Raw genomic sequence first — 16,238 nt, 5'->3', positions numbered from 1 at the left:
CCTCAAGGCCGCCATGGGCGAGGAATTCTCGGCGGGATATCTCAAGCTCAAGATGCAGGAGTGGAACGCCTTCGTGAACCACTTCTCCCACTGGGAACGCGACAATACCCTCGATATCTGAAACCACAAATGCGCGCCCGCGATGCCGGGCGCCCCAAAACGGAAAACGGCGCCCCGGGGGGCGCCGTTTCGCATGGTCAGGGGGCGGAGTGCTTACGCGCTTGCCGCCGCGTTGATCTGCGCCTCGAGCATCGAGCCGGTCTCGATGAAGCGCTGGTGCCACGACAGAGCCTCGGGCAGCAGATGCGGCGCGTGCTTGCCCCAGCTGCCCGAGATCGAGCGGGCGAAGTAATCCTCGAGCATCGGGCGATAGGCCGGGTGGGCGCAGTTGCGGATGATGGTCTCGGCGCGCTTGCGCGGCGCGAGGCCACGCAGGTCGGCCAGGCCCTGTTCGGTGACGATCACCTGCACGTCCTGGCTGATATGGTCGACATGCGCCGCCATCGGCACGATCGCCGAGATCTTGCCGCCCTTGGCGGTCGAGGGGGTCATGAAGATCGACAGGAAGGCGTTGCGGGCGAAATCGCCCGAACCGCCGATGCCGTTCTGGATCCGCGAACCCATGACATGGGTCGAGTTCACGTTGCCGTAGATGTCGGCCTCGATCAGCCCGTTCATCGCGATCACGCCGAGACGGCGGACGAGTTCGGGGTGGTTCGAGATCTCCTGCGGGCGCAGGATCAGCTTGGTGCGATAGTGATCGGCGCGCGCGTTCAGGTCATGGGCGCGTTCGGGGCTGAGCGAGAAGGCGGTGGCCGAGGCCATGCGCAGCTTGCCCGCGTCGATCATGTCGAGCATGCCGTCCTGGATCACCTCGGTGAAGGCGGTCATCGGCTCGAAGGGGGCATTGATCAGCCCGGCCATCACCGCATTCGGCACGTTGCCGACGCCCGATTGCAGCGGCAGCAGCGCCTTCGGCAGGCGGCCCTTCTTCACCTCGTGGGCGAGGAACTCGAGGATGTGTTCCGCGATCGCCTGGGCCGAGCCGTCGGGCTTCGAGAAGGGCGCGTTGCGGTCGGCGGCGTCGGTCTCGATGATCGCAACGACCTTCGAGTGGTCGACGTGGAAATGCGGCTCGCCGATGCGCTGATCGGGCGCGATCAGCGGGATCGGCACGCGGTGCGGCGGCAGGCGGGTGCCGTAATAGATGTCGTGCATCCCCTCGAGCGATTCCGACTGCCAGCGGTTCACCTCGAGGATGATCTTGTCGGCGCGATCGAGCCAGGTCTTGTTGTTGCCGACCGAGGAGGAGGGGATCAGCTGACCGCCGGGCGTGATGCCCGAGATCTCGACCACGGCGAAGTCGAGTTCGCCGTAAAGCCCTTCCCAGACCATCGGCGCGACCTGGCTCAGGTGCATGTCGACGTAATCCATCTCGCCGCGGTTGATGCGCTCGCGCAGGATCGGGTCGGAGTTGTAGGGCAGGCGGAACTCGATGCCGTCGGCGCGGGCCAGCGCACCGTCAAGCTCGGGGCCGGTCGAGGCGCCGGTGAGCACGCGCACCCGGAACGGCCGGCCCTGGGCATGTTCGGCCTCTGCGCGGGCCGCGAGCGCCACCGGCACCGCCTTCGGATAGCCCGAGCCGGTGAAGCCCGACATGCCGATCGTGGCACCGTGCGGGATCAGCGCGGCCGCATCTTCGGCGCTCATCACCCGAGCGGCAAGGCCGGCGTGGCGCAGGCGGGCGTTCGTCTTGCTGGTGGTCATCTGGCTCCTCCCAAACCCCTGAGGGCGCAGCAACGGTCGTTCATATTCCGTCGCGCGCATGAAACTATCCGAAAGCAGAATGCCGCGCGTTTGTCGATGGCGTAACAGACATGCGCCCCGTGCATGGCTTTCGCAAGAATGTTAGGCGCGGCCTGTCAGCCCGCGCCGAGCAGCACGGCGAGGTGATAGGTGAGGAAAGACCCCATCCAGGCCAGCACGAACATGTAGCCGAAGGTCAGCCACATCCAGCGCGCGCCCCCCGCCTCGCGCCGGATCACGGCGAGGGTCGAGATGCATTGCGGCGCGAAGATATACCACACGAGGAGCGAGAGCGCGGTGGCAAGGCTCCAGTTCGCGGCGAGGATCGCGCCAAGCGCCGAGGTGCTGTCGCCGCCCACGGCATAGACCGTGGCAAGGCCCGAGACGGCGATCTCGCGCGCAGCCATGCCGGGCACCAGCGCCACGGCGATCTGCCAGTTGAAGCCGATCGGCGTGAGGATCGGTTCCAGAAGATGACCGATCATCGCGGCGAAGGAATAGAGGATCGGCGGTTCGGTCGCGCCCGCAGGCGCGAAGGGGAAGGTGGCGAGCAGCCAGATCAGCACCGTCATCGCGAAGATCGTGGTGCCGGCGCGTTTCAGGAACGCCTTCGCCCGGGTGGCAAGCCCGATCGCCACCGAGCGCGGCCGGGGCAGCTTGTAATCGGGCAGATCGAGCATGAAGGGCGGCGAGGGCTCGCGCCGCCAGAACATGAATTTCGCCGCCGCCGAGACGCCAAGCGCCGAGACGATGCCCGCGGCGTAGAGGCCGAACATCACCAGCCCCTGCAGGCTGAGCACGCCGAGCACGTGGCGCGCCGGGATGAAGGCCGAGATGATCAGCGTATAGACCGGGATCCGCGCCGAACAGGTCATCAGCGGCGCCACAAGGATCGTCGTCAGCCGGTCGCGGCGGTTGTCGATCACCCGTGCCGCCATGATCCCGGGCACGGCACAGGCGAAGGAGGACAGAAGCGGGATGAAAGCGCGCCCGTGCAGCCCCGCGCCGCCCATGATCTTGTCCATCAGGAAGGCCGCCCGCGCCATGTAGCCGAGGTCCTCGAGCAGCAGGATGAAGAGGAAGAGGATCAGGATCTGTGGCAGGAACACCAGCACGCCGCCCACACCCGCGATCACCGCATCCAGAAGGAAGCTCTGCACGATGCCCTCGGGCACATGCGCGGCGACGAAACCGCCCACCACGCCAAAGCCCGCGTCGATCAGGTCCATCAGCGGCGCGGCCCAGGTGAAGACCGCCTGGAACATCACGAAGAGCAGCACCAGCAGGAAGACGAGGCCGAAGACCGGGTGCAGCAACACGCGGTCGACGCGGTTCGTCAGCGTGTCGGGCAGCTCGGGCTCGGTCACGGCGCGCGCGATCAGCCGGTCGGCGGCGCGGTGGCTCAGCCGCAGGTCGGCGGCATCGGGCGGGCTCCACAGGTTCGGGCCGGGTTCGGGCACGCCGCGGGCAAGGATCGCGTCGAGCTCGGCGTGCAGCGCATCGAGCCCGCCCTTGCGCACCGAATTCGCGGTGACGACCGGCACGCCCAGGGTTTCGGAGAGCGCGTTGGTGTCGATCTCGATGCCACGGTGGCGGGCGATGTCGATCATGTTCATCACCAGAACCATCGGCAGGCCGGTGGCGGCGAGCTCCATCGCCAGCCGCAACCCCGAGCGCGGCGCCGAGGCATCGGCCACGACCAGCAGCAGGTCGGGCACGCGTTCGTTGTGATGCCGGCCAAGGACCACGTCGCGCGTCACCACCTCGTCGGGGCTGCGCGCGCGCAGGCTGTGGGTGCCGGGCAGGTCGATGACCCCGATCGAGGCGCCCGAGGGCAGCTTCGCCAGCCCCGCCTTGCGCTCGACGGTGACGCCCGAATAGTTGCCCACATGCTGGCGCGAGCCGGTCAGGGCGTTGAACAGCGCGGTCTTGCCGCAGTTCGGCGGGCCGACGATCGCCAGGCGAAGATCGTCGGGGCGCGCCGCGGCGGGCGCGGGAGTGTCACAACAGTCCATCTGGTCCGGTTCAGGAAACGAGGATCGCCATCGCCTCGCGACGGCGCAGCGCCACGGTGGCGCCGTTCACCCGCACGGCGATCGGATCGCGGCCGAAGAGCCCCTCGTGCAGGATCGCGACGCGCGCGCCCTCGACGAAGCCAAGCTCGATCAGCCGCCGTTCCATCTCCTCGGCGGGCAGGGTGTTCGAATGGGCGGCGGGCAGGATGCGGAAGACATGGCCGGAAAAGCCCCTGTGCAGGGCGCCGAGCGGACGATGCGCGGCCTCGGGCACATGACCCGGCAGGCTGGCGGCGTCGATCGGCTGCGGCGAGATCATCATCTCCGGTTCCCTCCGTTCTGGGCCGGCGGGCTGTGCGGGGCCTTGGTCCGGGCCGGGCGACAGCGCGTCGATGCGTCCTTCATACTATTCCGAGTGAAGCAATCAAGAATATTCCCGCGCCTCGCGCGGGAATGTGATGCGGCGCGCTGCCGCAAGGTTCCGGGCCCCGGGTCTCGTCGGGGGCTTGCGCGGGGCGCGGGGGCCGCGCAGGATCGGCGCGGCAGCGGAGGAGGCCATGGACGGAGATCAGAGCACGGCGGGGAAGCGACGGGCAGGGCGGCCGCGCAAGGCGCGCGCGCCGGTGCCGGCGACGCGCGCGGGCGCGATCGACGCGGCCTATCTGGCACAGACCCCGGCCGCGCACCGCCGTGCCCATGCGCAGGTGCTGACCCCGCCCGAGCTTTCGGCGCTGATGGCCGCCTGGATCGCCGAGGCGTGCCCCGCAACGCTGCTCGACCCGGCCTTTGGCACCGGCATCCTTGCCCGCGCCGTTGCCGCGCAGCGCCCCGGCATCGCCGTCACCGGCTGGGAGATCGACCCCGCGATCGCCGCAGCGGGGCAGGCGGCCTGCGCGGCCGAAGGGCTGGCGCCCGATCTGCGCATCGGCGATTTCCTCGCCAGCCCGGCCGGGCCGGTCGAGGCGGTGATCGCCAATCCGCCTTGGCTGCGGCCGCTTGCGGGCAACGGGTTGCGCGCGCAGATCCGGGCGATGGCGCTGCGCACCGGGGTGCCGCTGCAGGGTGCAGTGAACGCCTACACCTTGTTCGTGATCGAGGCCTGCCTGCGCCTGCGCCCGGGCGGGCGCGGCGCCTTCCTGCTTCCGGCCGAATGGGCGAATGCGAATTCCGGCGCGGTACTGAAGGAGTTTCTGCTCTCCCGCGGATTGCTGCGGCGGCTGGTCTCGGTGTGCAACCTGCGCCCGGTCTTCGCCGATGCGCTGACCACGGCGAGCCTCGTCCTCGTCGAGGCGCCGCGTTCGGGCGAGGCCCTGCCCGAAAGTGTCGCCTGCCTTTTCGTGCCCGAGGGCGCGGCGCTGCCGGGCCCGGGCACCTCCGGCCGGCCGGTGCCGGTGGCGGCGCTGCGCGCGGCGCCGAAATGGGACGTGCTCTTGCGCGATCTGCCCGCGGCCCCGCCGCCGGGCTTCGTCCGGCTTGCCGCGCTTGCAACCACCCGGCGGGGCCTTGCGACCGGGGCGAACGGCTTCTTCCACCTGAGCCGGGCCGCGGCGCTTGCGCAGGGCATCGCGCCGCACCGGTGGCTTCCTTGCGTGGCGAAGGCGGGCGATGCGCCGGGCCCGGTCTTCACCGCGGCAGACCTCGACACGCTTGAGGCGGCGGGCCGGCCCACGGTCTTTCTCGACCTGACACCGCCGCTCGCGCCCGCCGAGGCGGCCTATGTCGACGCGGGGGCCGCCGAGGGGCTTGATGCGCGCTTCCTCACCCGCAACCGCACGCCCTGGCACGCGCCCGAACGGCTCTCTGTCGCGCCGATCTGGGCTGCGACCTTCGCCCGAGACCGGCTGCGCTTCGTGCTGAACGAGGCGGGCGCGCTGCAGCTGACGGCCTTTCACGGCATCTTTCCCGAGCGCCGCGACCGCGCCTTCCTGCGCGCGCTGACCGCCTGCCTGAACGCCGCCCCAGTCGCGTGCCTCGCCGAGGCGCAGCTGCGCCGCTATGGCGGCGGCCTGCGCAAGATCGAACCGCGCGACCTGCTCGAGATTTCCGTGCCCGACCTGCGCCGGGTGCCGCCCGCGCGGCTTGCCGCGCTTGGTCAGGCATTGGCCGCATTGAACGAGGGCCGGCGGGGCGCGCAGGCGCGCCTCGACCGGCTGGTGGAGGAGGTCGCGGCAGAGGTCGCGACAGGAGAGGAGACGCACCGATGAAACTTCTGCGATGGGGCACGGCGGGGGCCGAGCGGCCGGGGATGCTGGCGCCCGATGGCTCGATCCGCAACCTTGGCGGCGTGCTGACGGATCTGTCGGGGGCTGCGCTTTCGCCCGAAAGCCTCGCCCGGCTGGCGGCGCTCGACCCCGCGACCCTGCCCGTGGTGGCGCCCGGCACGCGGCTTGGCCCGCCGGTCGCGGGCACCGGCAAGGTGATCTGCATCGGTCTGAACTATGCCGATCACGCCGAGGAGGCGGGCATGGCGGTGCCGCCCGAGCCGGTGATCTTCCTCAAGGCATCCTCGGCGATCTCGGGCCCCGACGACCCGGTCGAGCTGCCGAGCGGCGCCGAAAAGCTCGACTGGGAGGTGGAGCTCGCCTTCGTCATCGGCACCCGCGCGAAATACGTCGAGGAGGCCGACGCGATGGCGCATGTGGCGGGCTACATGCTGGCCAATGACGTCAGCGAGCGGGCCTTCCAGACCGAGCGTTCCGGGCAATGGACCAAGGGCAAAAGCCACGACACCTTCTTCCCCTGCGGCCCCTGGCTCGTCACCCGCGACGAGATTGCCGATCCGCAGGCGCTGGCGCTTGGTGCCTCGGTCAACGGGGCTGTGATGCAGGCCGGCACGACGGCGACGATGGTCTATGGCGTGCGCTTCCTCGTGAGCTATCTCAGCCGCTTCATGACGCTGGAACCGGGCGACATCGTCACCACCGGCACGCCGCCGGGCGTCGGCATGGGCATGAAGCCGCCGCGCTTCCTGCAGCCCGGCGATGTGGTCGCGCTGACGGGCGAGGGGCTCGGCACGCAGAGCCAGCGCGTGGTGCCGGCATGAGCGGGGCCGCCTTCGCCCGTCTTGCCGCCGGCAATGCCACGCGCCGCACCGGGTTCGGTTACGCCGAGCGCCGCGCCGCGCTGACGGCCCTTGCGAAGGCCATCCGCGCGCATGAGGCCGAGATCATGGCGGCGCTGGCCACCGATCTCGGCAAGCCCGAGACCGAGACCCGGCTGACCGAGATCGTGCCGGTGCTGGCCGAGATCCGCCATACCCTCGCCCATCTGCGGCGCTGGATGAAGGTGCGCCGCGTCCTGCCGACGCTTGCCATGCTCGGCACCCGCGCCCGGCTGCGGCCCGAGCCGAAGGGCACGGTGCTGGTGATCGCGCCGTGGAACTATCCGTTCTCGCTCGCCCTCGGCCCGCTCGTCTCGGCGCTGGCGGCCGGCAACGGCGCGGTGGTGAAACCATCGGAGCTTGCCCCCGCGACCTCGGCGCTGATCGTGCGGCTGGTCGCGGCCGCGCTTCCCGAGGATGTGGTGGCGGTGGTCGAGGGCGGGGTCGAGACCTCGACGGAACTTCTGGCGCTGCCCTTCGACCACATCTTCTTCACCGGCTCGCCCGCGGTCGGACGGGTGGTGATGGCGGCGGCGGCGAAGACCCTCGCCTCGGTCACGCTGGAACTCGGCGGCAAGTCGCCGGTGATCCTCGGCCCCGGGGCGGATCTGAAGCGCGCCGCGCGGATGGTCGCCTGGGGCAAGTTCGCCAATGCCGGCCAGACCTGCATCGCGCCAGACCACGTCTTCGTGCCGCGCGCGCAGGAGGCCGCGTTCCTGACCGCCCTGCGCGCCGAGATCGCGCGCATGTACGGCACCGATCCGCGCAGCTCGAACAGCTTCGCGCGGATCGTGAACGGGCGCCATTTCGCCCGTCTGAAGGCAATGCTCGACGAGGCCCGGTCGGGCGGGGCGGAGATCGTCGCGGGTGGCGAGGCCGACGAAGCCGCGCGCTATCTCGCCCCCACCGTGCTCACCCGCACCGATGAGGCGATGGCGGTGTCGCGCGAGGAGATCTTCGGCCCGGTGCTGCCGGTGATCGCCTATGACGACCTCGACGCGGTGCTCGGCCAGATCGAGGCGGGGGAGAAACCGCTTGCGCTTTACCTCTTCGAGCGCGACCGCGCGGTGATCGAGCACATCAGTGCCACCACCACCTCGGGCGCGCTCGGGGTGAACATCACGCTCGCGCATTACCTGCATCTGAACCTGCCCTTCGGCGGCATCGGCAATTCCGGGCTCGGCGCGGCGCACGGGATCTGGGGCTTTCGCGCCTTCAGCCATGAAAAGCCGGTGCTCGAGGACCGCTTCTCCTCGCTGGGCCTCTTGATGCCGCCTTATACCGGGGCGAAGGCGCGGCTTGCGAAGCTGGTGCAGCGGCTCGTGGGATAGGCCGGGCAGGGGGACGCCCTCGCCGCCGGGATCGTCGAGGCAACTGGACGCAAAAGCCCCTTCGTGCTTTCTCCTTGCCCGAAATACCTCGGGGGTGAATTGGCGCAGCCAAGAGGGGGCAGCGCCCCCTTCTGCCGCCCGCCCCCTTGCCCGCCGGGCGGAATTGCCGCAAACCGGGCCGGTTGCAGGGAGGGAACGGACATGAGCGAGGCAACGGAGGGCCGGGCACGGCTCGGACTCGAGGGGATCGCGGCGCTGGCGCTGCCGCCGCTGTTCTGGGCGGGCAATTTCATCGTCGCGCGCGCGGCGCGTGGCGAGGTGCCGCCGATGGCGCTGTCCTGCGTTCGCTGGGGCCTTGCGCTGCTGTGCATGCTGCCCTTCGCCTGGCCCTATCTCAAGCGCGACGCGGCCTGGTATCGGGAAAACTGGAAGCTCGTGGCGCTGGTCGGCATTCCGGGCGTCACCGGCTTCAACACCCTCGTCTATGTCGGGCTGCAATACACCACCGCGACCAACGGCATGCTGCTGAACTCGACGATCCCGGTGCTGATCCTGGTGCTGGGCGCGCTGTTCTGGGGGCGGAAGATGCGCGCGCTGCAGGCGTTCGGCCTGCTGGTCTCGACCTTCGGCGTGGCCGTCATCATCTTGCATGGCGAATGGCAGCGGCTGGTGACGCTGGAATTCTCGCGCGGGGATCTGATCATCTTCGTCGCGATGATCTGCTGGGCGCTTTACACCCTTGGCCTGACGCGGATCCCCGCCTCGGTCAACCGGCTCGGGCTGCTCGCCGTGCACAGCGCGATGACGCTCGTGCTGCTGGCCCCCTTCCTCGGGCTCGAGATCGCCGCGGGCCGGGTGCCGAGCTTTTCCGGCGCCGGCATCGCGGCGATGCTTTACGTGGGTGTCGTGCCCTCGGTGCTGGCGACGCTGCTGTACATGCGTGCGGTCTCGATCGCGGGGCCGGCGCGGGCGGGGCAGTTCATCCACCTGCTGCCGGTCTATGGCGCGGTGCTCTCGACGCTGTTCCTGGGCGAGGAGCTGCACCTCTATCATGCCGTCGGTTTCGGGGCGATCCTGGCGGGCATCGTGATCGCCGGACGGGCCGGGCGCTGACCCCGGAGAGGGCTGACGCGGGGGCAGGGCGGGTGCGCCCTTTCCCTGTCGCGCCGCGGGCCTAGATAGGCCGCGGAAGGAGCCTGCCATGATCCCCTATTCGATCCTCGATCTCTCGCCCATTCCCGCTGGTGCCAGCGTGGCCGAGGCATTGGCGAACAGCGTTTCGCTCGCCCGCCATGCCGAGGCGCTCGGTTATCATCGCTATTGGCTGGCCGAGCATCACAACTCGACCGGCATCGCCTCCGCCGCGACCGCGGTGGTGATCGGCCATGTCGCGGGCCAGACCCACAGCATCCGCGTGGGCTCGGGCGGGATCATGCTGCCGAACCATTCGCCGCTGCAGGTGGCCGAGGCCTTCGGCACGCTTGCCACGCTCTATCCCGGCCGCATCGACCTGGGCGTCGGGCGGGCACCTGGCACCGATCAGCGCACCGCGCAGGCGCTGCGGCGGGGGATGAGCGGCGCCGACCGCTTCCCCGAGGATGTGGTCGAGCTGATGGGGTATCTTGGCGAGGCCGACCCCGAGGCGCCGGTACGCGCGGTGCCGGGGCAGGGCACGCATGTGCCGGTGTGGATGCTGGGCTCGTCGCTCTTCGGGGCGCAGCTTGCGGCCTATCTCGGTCTGCCCTATGCCTTCGCCAGCCATTTCGCCCCGGACATGCTGGGCGAGGCGCTCGAGGCCTATAGGGCGCGCTTCCGTCCGGGTGTCACCGCGGCGCCGCGCTTCATGCTGGCGGTCAACCTCTTTGCCGCCGAGACCGATGCCGAGGCGCATCTGCTGCGTTCCTCGATGCTGCAAAGCTTCATCAACCTGCGCCGCGGCACCGCGGGGCCGCTGCCGCCGCCCTGTGCCGATCTGACGACGGTTGCAAACCGCGCCGAGATCGCCATGGCAGAGCGGGCACTGCGTGTCGCGGCCGTCGGCAGCCCGGCCACGGTCGAGGCGCAGCTGCGCAGCTGGATCGACACCTATCGCCCCGACGAGGTGATCCTCACCGGCCATATCTTCGACCACCACGCACGGCTGCGCAGCTTCGAGATCGGCGCCGGGGTGATGGCGCGGATCGGCTAGGGCTGCCAGACCGAGGCGAGGGTGAGGCCAACGAGGGCAAGCAGCAAGATCCCCCGCTGCCAGCCCGGCAGCGACAGGCGTGCCAGCATGCCAGGCAACCACATCACCACGCAGGCCGCGCCATAGAGGATCGCAAGCCGCAGCCCGAAGGCGGTGAGCACGGGCTCGGGCGCGGCGCCCCGGCTGGCCAGATCCTGCACGGCAAGGAAGGTCGCGGCACCGGCGACGATCCCGGCGAGGAAGGCGATGCCCTCGCCGGCGATATCGGTCATCGTGGTCACGGCAGGGCGGCTCGGCAGGGCCAGCACGACGAGACACCAGACTCCGAGCATCGCCCCCATCTGCGGGACGCTGAGCAGCGCCTGCGGCAGCTGCGCCCAGCGGCCGACCGCCAGCGGCGATCCCTCGTCCGTGACGAAATGCAGGATCTGCGTGCCAAGGAGCGTGATGAGGAAGGCCATCCCACCGGCAAGCATCAGCAGGGCCGCCTGGATGAAGAGTTCTCCGAACGTCCCGAGCGTGGTGAAAAAGCGCGACATGAAAGCTCCCCGGTCTGCGGTTTTCGTGATACCCCGCCCCCGGGGCTCAGGTAAACCCGCCCGGCCATGGCAATCAATGCTTGCATCGCGCGCGCCATGGCCTATAAGGCGCGGACTTCCGCATTCATGTGAACCGGCGGAGCCTCTCGTGGTGGGCCGCGGAAGTCACTGGCCCTCCTATGAAGCCGCCCGAGAAACAGGAGCAAACATGCCGCTTTACGAGCATGTCCTCATTGCGCGCCAGGACCTGTCCAACGCGCAGGCCGAAGGTCTCGTCGAACACTTCTCGACCGTTCTCGCCGACAACGGCGGCAAGGTCGTTGCCTCGGAATACTGGGGCGTGAAGACGATGGCCTACAAGATCAACAAGAACCGCAAGGGCCACTACGCCTATCTGCGCACCGATGCCCCCTCGGCCGCGGTGCAGGAGATGGAACGTCTCGCCCGTCTGCATGACGACGTCATGCGCGTTCTGACCGTCAAGGTCGATGCGCACGAAGACGGCCCGTCGGTGCAGATGCAGAAACGCGAAGAGCGCGACGACCGTCGCGAGCGTCGCGAACGCCGTTGATCGAAAGGACCTGACCCATGGCCAACAAACCGTTTTTCCGTCGCCGCAAGGTCTGCCCGTTCTCGGGCGAGAACGCGCCGAAGATCGACTACAAGGACGTCCGTCTGCTGCAGCGCTACATCTCCGAGCGCGGCAAGATCGTGCCCGCCCGCATCACCGCCGTCTCGGCCAAGAAGCAGCGTGAACTCGCCCGTGCCATCAAGCGCGCGCGTTTCCTCGCCCTGCTCCCCTACGCCGTGAAGTAAGGAGCGAGACCCATGCAAGTCATCCTGCTGGAACGTGTGGCCAAGCTCGGCCAGATGGGCGAGGTCGTGAACGTCAAGGACGGTTACGCCCGCAACTTCCTGCTGCCGCAGGGCAAGGCCCTTCGCGCGTCGGAAACGAACATCAAGTCGTTCGAGGCCCGCAAGGCGCAGCTCGAGGCCCGCAACCTCGAGACCAAGAAGGAAGCCGAGGCTCTCGCCGAGAAGCTCGACGGCCAGACCTTCATCGTCATCCGCTCGGCCTCGGATTCGGGCGCGCTCTACGGCTCGGTCACCCCGCGTGACGCCGCCGAAGCCGCGACCGCCGGTGGCTTCTCGCTCGACCGCAAGCAGGTCGCGCTGAAGGCTCCGATCAAGGACCTGGGCCTGCATGACGTTCACGTCGTGCTGCACCCGGAAGTCGAAGTGACGATCGTGATGAACGTCGCCCGTTCGGCCGAAGAGGCCGAGCTGCAGGCGTCGGGCAAGTCGATCCAGGAGCTCGCCGCCGAAGCCGAAGCCGAGTTCGAGATCGCCGAGCTCTTCGACGAAGTCGGCGCTGCTGCCGGCGACGAGGAATAATCGGGCCCATCCGCCCGGTGACCGGAAACCGCGCCCTTCGGGGCGCGGTTTTTTCTTGCCGGCTTGCCTGCCGCGTCGGGGCATCCTAGGAGGAAGGCGAAACGGACAAGGGGATGGTCGGGATGGAGCGCTATCTGCAGCAGATCGAGCCGGCGCTCGCCGCGGCACGGGACTGGATCGTCACCCCCTCCGCCTGGGGGCAGATCGTGGCGCTGGCGCTCGCGGTGCTGCTCGGCTGGGGCGCGGCGGCACTTGTGCGGCCGATGCTCTTGCGACTGCTGAGCCCGGCAGCGGGTGCGACCGGCTCGCTGTCGCTGCTGCGCCGGCAGTTGCGCCGCCTGCTGCCGCTGCTCGGTCCGCTCTTTGCCGCGGCGTTTGCGGCCTTCGGCGAGGAGGCCCTGCGCGCGCTCTTCGGCACCGCCGGCATTGCCGCTTTCGGCAAGCGGGTGTTCCTGTTCCTCGCCGTGCGCGCCTTCGTGCGCGATGTCCTGCGCGAGCCCTTCCTGCGGGCCTACGGCCGTTTCGTCGTGCTGCCGATCGTCGCGGTCTATGCCGTCGGGCTGATGCCGACCGTTGCCGCGGCGCTCTCGACGATGCGGATGCCGCTCGGCAATCTGTCCTTCGACCTGCTCTGGGCGATGAAATTCGCGCTGTTCGGGGGGCTGATCTTCTGGGCGGGGCGTTGGTCGAACGAGCGCTCGACCGCCTATCTCGCGGGTCAGGAGGAGCTGCGCCCGGCCACCCGCCAGCTCGCGATCAAGACCGCCGAGGTGGCCATCTTCGGTCTCGCCTTCCTCGTGCTGATGAACGTGATGGGGGTGAACCTGACCTCGCTCGCGGTGATCGGCGGTGCGATCGGCGTCGGTATCGGCCTTGGCCTGCAGCAGATCGCCTCGAACTTCATCTCCGGCATCATCCTGCTGATCGAGGGGCAGGCGACGGTCGGCGACTATGTCGAGCTCGACGGCGGCGAGGCCGGCACGATCGTCAAGATGACGCTGCGCTCGATCATCCTCGAGACCTTCGACGGCAAATGGATCGTGGTGCCGAACGAGCATTTCATCACCACCCGCGTGGTGAACTATTCTGATCAGGGCTCGGCGAACCGGCTCGAGGCGGCCTTCTCGGTCAGCTACGACACCGATATCAACCGCGTGCCCGCAATCATCGAGGCGGCGGTGGCAAAGCATCCGAAGGTGCTCGGCCATCCCGAGGCCCCCGATTGCGAGCTGCGCGGCTTTGGCGACAGCGGCATCGACTTCGCGGTCGAATTCTGGGTCTCGGGACTCGATGACGGTCCGAACAAATATGTCTCGGACGTGCTGTTCCTGATCTGGAACGCGCTGAAGGAGGCGGGGATCGAGATCCCCTATCCGCATCGCGTGGTCGAGCTGCGCGGCCCCGAGGGCGGCATGCGCTTTTGAGGCGAGCAACAAAGCGGGAGACGATGGCGCAACGGGTTTCGGTCTTTGGCTGCGGCGGGCAGAAGGGCGGCACGACGACGCTGCACGCCTATCTCTGCGGTCATCGCGGACTGACGGCGCCGACCCGCAAGGAGACGCATTTCTTCGACGACGAGGCGCAGGACTGGTCGCGGCCCGACTATCGGCGCTACGACACCTTCTATCCCGGCGATGACGGCGGCCGGCTGCGCGTCGACGTCACCCCGATCTATGGCTATTGGGAGCCGTCTCTTGCCCGCATCCGGGCCTACAATCCCGAGGCGAAGCTGATCTTCCTGTGGCGCGACCCGTTCCAGCGGGCACAGTCGCATTGGGCGATGCAGGTCGCACGCGGGGCAGAGACGCTGAGCTTTTCCGAGGCGCTGGCCGCCGAGGAAAAGCGCCTGGCCGAGGCCGGCCCGCTCGGCAAGGGGCGGCGGCTCCATTCCTATGTCGACCGCGGCCGCTATGCGAGCCAGTTGCGCCGTGCCTATGCCCTGTTCCCGCGTGCGCAGATCCTGAACCTGCGCTCGGAAGACCTGTTCAAGGCGCATATGGACACGCTGAACCGGATCGCCACATTCCTCGGCATCGCGCCCTTTGCCCGGGTCGAGGCGCGGCACGAGATGAAGCGGCGTGGCAGGAAAGATGCGCCGCCGCGCCGAGCCGATTTCAACTTCGTCGCAAGCCGCCTTGCGGGCGAGATGGCGGAATTCGCAACGCTGAGCGGGCTCGACATCTCGGGCTGGAGCGAGCCGCCCGCAGAGGTTCCGTCAGTGCCGCAGGCCGCGCCGAAGGAAAGCTCCGTGCGCGCCCCCAACCATCAGCCCCGGGATTCCCGAAAAATCCGGAATTTCCGGAAAACGTGAAACGGCCGCAGCGGCAGATTGCGGCCGGGGCCACCGCCGCGCGCGCGCATTGGCACCGCCCGTTGTGGAAAAGCAAAAGGGCCGCCTGAGGGGCGGCCCTTCCGAATGCGGTCGAGGGGGTCGATCAGACCTCGTCGAGAGCCTCGATGGCCTTCTGCAGGTCTTCCTTCGAGACTTCCTTCTCGGCGACCTTGGCACCGTTGACGATGAAGTCGACGACCTTGTCCTCGAAGATCGGGGCGCGCAGCTGCTGCTGCATCTGCGGGTTCTGCTGCACGAATTCGAAGAAGGCGCGTTCCTGGCCCGGATACTGGCGGGCCTGGTTCAGCACGGCCTGGGTGAACTCGGCGTCGGTCACTTCGATTTCCTGCTTGCGGCCGAGTTCGGCGAGCAGCAGGCCAAGGCGCACGCGGCGCTCGGCGAGCTTGTTGTGCTCGTCGGTCGGTTCCATCGCGCCGTGGTCGTGGCCGTGATCGTCCGGGTGCTCTTCGTGATAGAGCTGGTGGGCGATCTGATGGGCTTCAGCCTCGACCAGCGACGGCGGCAGGTCGAACTTGACCTTCGCGTCGAGCACGTCGAGCAGACCGCGCTTCAGGATCGCGCGGGCCGCGCCTTGATATTCGGCTTCCAGACGCTCGGCGATCTGCTTCTTCAGACCTTCGAGGTCTTCGGCGCCGAACTTCTTCGCCAGCTCGTCGTCGAGCTCGGCCGCCTTCGGTGCCTTCACCTCGTGCACGTGGCACTTGAAGGTGGCTTCCTGGCCCGCGAGATGTGCCGCACCGTATTCGGCCGGGAAGGTGACCTTCACTTCGACATCGTCACCGGCCTTGGCGCCGACGAGCTGATCCTCGAAGCCCGGGATGAACGAGTTCGAGCCGAGCACGAGCGGGTATTTCTCGCCCTTGCCGCCTTCGAAGGGCTCGTCGCCGAGGAAGCCTTCGAAGTCGATGACGACCTGGTCGCCCTCTTTCGCCTTCGAGCCCTTGCGGCGGTCTTCGAAGCTCTGCGCGGTCTTGGCGAGGTTTTCGAGCGCCTCGGCGACGGCGGCCTCCTCGGCCTTCACCACCAGCTTCTCGAGCTTGACGTCGCTCAGGTCGACTTCCGGGATCTCCGGCAGCGCTTCGTAGGAAACGTTGACGATGACGTCATCGCCTTCCTTCCAGTTCTCGCCGCCTTCCATCTCGACCTTCGGCTGCATCGCCGGGCGGTCGCCGGTCTTCTCGAAATGCTCTTTCATCGCGCCGTCGACGGCGTCCTGCATCGCATCGCCCAGAACGCGCGGGCCGAACTGCTTGCGCAGCATCGCCATCGGCACCTTGCCCTTGCGGAAGCCCTTCATCTCGATCTCGGGCTGCGCTTCGAGCAGCTTCTCGGTGACAGTCTTCTCGAGTTCGGCCGCGGTGACGGTGATCTGGTAGCCGCGCTTGAGGCCGTCGTTGAGGGTCTCGGTGACCTGCATGGGTTTTCCTCTGTCTCAAAGGCGCGCCCGGTAACGCGCGCAATTCCGAATTTCAGCCGCCCTTCTATTGGGCGCGCGTCTTGGTGGCAAGGTG

The 16,238-nt window shown here is 68.6% G+C and carries 16 protein-coding genes; 11 read left to right on the top strand and 5 right to left on the bottom strand.

Features of this window, described 5'->3' with window-relative positions:
- The coding region (locus EOW65_RS20195; RefSeq protein ID WP_240664472.1) for a glutamine synthetase at positions 1 to 121 on the top strand (121 nt) is incomplete at its 5' end.
- Positions 122 to 213: 92 nt separating this feature from the next.
- On the opposite strand, the gene EOW65_RS02695 is transcribed toward EOW65_RS20195, so the two are convergent.
- The 3 genes from EOW65_RS02695 to EOW65_RS02685 all read right to left on the bottom strand — a co-directional run bounded on the left by EOW65_RS02695 (position 214) and on the right by EOW65_RS02685 (position 4,143).
- Positions 214 to 1,767 carry an acetyl-CoA hydrolase/transferase family protein gene (locus EOW65_RS02695; RefSeq protein ID WP_206364004.1) on the bottom strand — a complete coding sequence of 518 codons (1,554 nt, stop codon included), beginning with the start codon at positions 1,765 to 1,767 and terminating at the stop codon, positions 214 to 216.
- 155 nt (positions 1,768 to 1,922) lie between these two features.
- Complete coding sequence (feoB, locus tag EOW65_RS02690) at positions 1,923 to 3,821, bottom strand: ferrous iron transporter B (RefSeq protein ID WP_128147456.1); 1,899 nt, start codon at positions 3,819 to 3,821, stop codon at positions 1,923 to 1,925.
- A 10-nt stretch (positions 3,822 to 3,831) separates the two neighbouring features.
- Positions 3,832 to 4,143 (bottom strand): FeoA family protein, encoded by a 312-nt coding sequence (locus EOW65_RS02685; RefSeq protein ID WP_240664463.1) that lies wholly within the window; start codon positions 4,141 to 4,143, stop codon positions 3,832 to 3,834.
- Positions 4,144 to 4,378: 235 nt separating this feature from the next.
- Between EOW65_RS02685 and EOW65_RS02680 the strand changes: the two genes are divergently transcribed.
- From EOW65_RS02680 to EOW65_RS02660, 5 genes are all read left to right on the top strand, one after another.
- Entirely contained in the window at positions 4,379 to 6,025 is a 1,647-nt protein-coding gene (locus EOW65_RS02680) for an Eco57I restriction-modification methylase domain-containing protein (protein WP_128147455.1), read from the top strand.
- Positions 6,022 to 6,864, top strand: coding sequence for a fumarylacetoacetate hydrolase family protein (locus tag EOW65_RS02675; RefSeq protein ID WP_128147454.1), 843 nt, complete (start codon positions 6,022 to 6,024; stop codon positions 6,862 to 6,864). Before EOW65_RS02680 ends, EOW65_RS02675 begins: the two co-directional genes overlap by 4 nt.
- On the top strand, positions 6,861 to 8,252 hold the full coding sequence (locus EOW65_RS02670; RefSeq protein WP_128147453.1) for an aldehyde dehydrogenase family protein: 1,392 nt from the start codon (positions 6,861 to 6,863) through the stop codon (positions 8,250 to 8,252). Before EOW65_RS02675 ends, EOW65_RS02670 begins: the two co-directional genes overlap by 4 nt.
- A gap of 201 nt (positions 8,253 to 8,453) precedes the next feature.
- Positions 8,454 to 9,365, top strand: coding sequence for a DMT family transporter (locus EOW65_RS02665; protein ID WP_128147452.1), 912 nt, complete (start codon positions 8,454 to 8,456; stop codon positions 9,363 to 9,365).
- Between the two features lie 88 nt (positions 9,366 to 9,453).
- Positions 9,454 to 10,440 (top strand): LLM class flavin-dependent oxidoreductase, encoded by a 987-nt coding sequence (locus tag EOW65_RS02660; protein ID WP_128147451.1) that lies wholly within the window; start codon positions 9,454 to 9,456, stop codon positions 10,438 to 10,440.
- Here EOW65_RS02660 and EOW65_RS02655 read toward each other — a convergent pair.
- Positions 10,437 to 10,979: a hypothetical protein gene (locus EOW65_RS02655; protein WP_128147450.1), complete on the bottom strand. Its 543-nt coding sequence runs from the start codon at positions 10,977 to 10,979 to the stop codon at positions 10,437 to 10,439. The genes EOW65_RS02660 and EOW65_RS02655 overlap by 4 nt on opposite strands.
- 208 nt (positions 10,980 to 11,187) lie before the next feature.
- Here EOW65_RS02655 and rpsF point away from each other — a divergent pair, with 208 nt between their 5' ends.
- The 5 genes from rpsF to EOW65_RS02630 all read left to right on the top strand — a co-directional run bounded on the left by rpsF (position 11,188) and on the right by EOW65_RS02630 (position 14,685).
- Complete coding sequence (rpsF, locus tag EOW65_RS02650; RefSeq protein ID WP_121532093.1) at positions 11,188 to 11,550, top strand: 30S ribosomal protein S6; 363 nt, start codon at positions 11,188 to 11,190, stop codon at positions 11,548 to 11,550.
- Between the two features lie 17 nt (positions 11,551 to 11,567).
- Positions 11,568 to 11,795 carry a 30S ribosomal protein S18 gene (gene rpsR / locus EOW65_RS02645; protein ID WP_068765176.1) on the top strand — a complete coding sequence of 76 codons (228 nt, stop codon included), beginning with the start codon at positions 11,568 to 11,570 and terminating at the stop codon, positions 11,793 to 11,795.
- A gap of 12 nt (positions 11,796 to 11,807) precedes the next feature.
- Positions 11,808 to 12,374 carry a 50S ribosomal protein L9 gene (gene rplI, locus EOW65_RS02640; protein WP_128147449.1) on the top strand — a complete coding sequence of 189 codons (567 nt, stop codon included), beginning with the start codon at positions 11,808 to 11,810 and terminating at the stop codon, positions 12,372 to 12,374.
- Positions 12,375 to 12,496: 122 nt separating this feature from the next.
- Positions 12,497 to 13,798: a mechanosensitive ion channel family protein gene (locus EOW65_RS02635; RefSeq protein WP_240664461.1), complete on the top strand. Its 1,302-nt coding sequence runs from the start codon at positions 12,497 to 12,499 to the stop codon at positions 13,796 to 13,798.
- A gap of 23 nt (positions 13,799 to 13,821) precedes the next feature.
- Positions 13,822 to 14,685, top strand: a complete 864-nt coding sequence (locus tag EOW65_RS02630; RefSeq protein WP_128147447.1) for a sulfotransferase family protein — start codon at positions 13,822 to 13,824, stop codon at positions 14,683 to 14,685.
- A gap of 124 nt (positions 14,686 to 14,809) precedes the next feature.
- On the opposite strand, the gene tig is transcribed toward EOW65_RS02630, so the two are convergent.
- A complete protein-coding gene (gene tig, locus EOW65_RS02625) occupies positions 14,810 to 16,144 on the bottom strand; it encodes a trigger factor (RefSeq protein WP_128147446.1) in 1,335 nt (444 codons plus the stop codon).
- Positions 16,145 to 16,238 lie beyond the last annotated feature (94 nt).

Source organism: Paenirhodobacter ferrireducens, assembly GCF_004022265.1.
In the GTDB taxonomy this organism is placed as follows: Bacteria; Pseudomonadota; Alphaproteobacteria; order Rhodobacterales; family Rhodobacteraceae; genus Rhodobacter; species Rhodobacter ferrireducens.
This window is presented reverse-complemented; position numbering and strand designations above follow the sequence as displayed.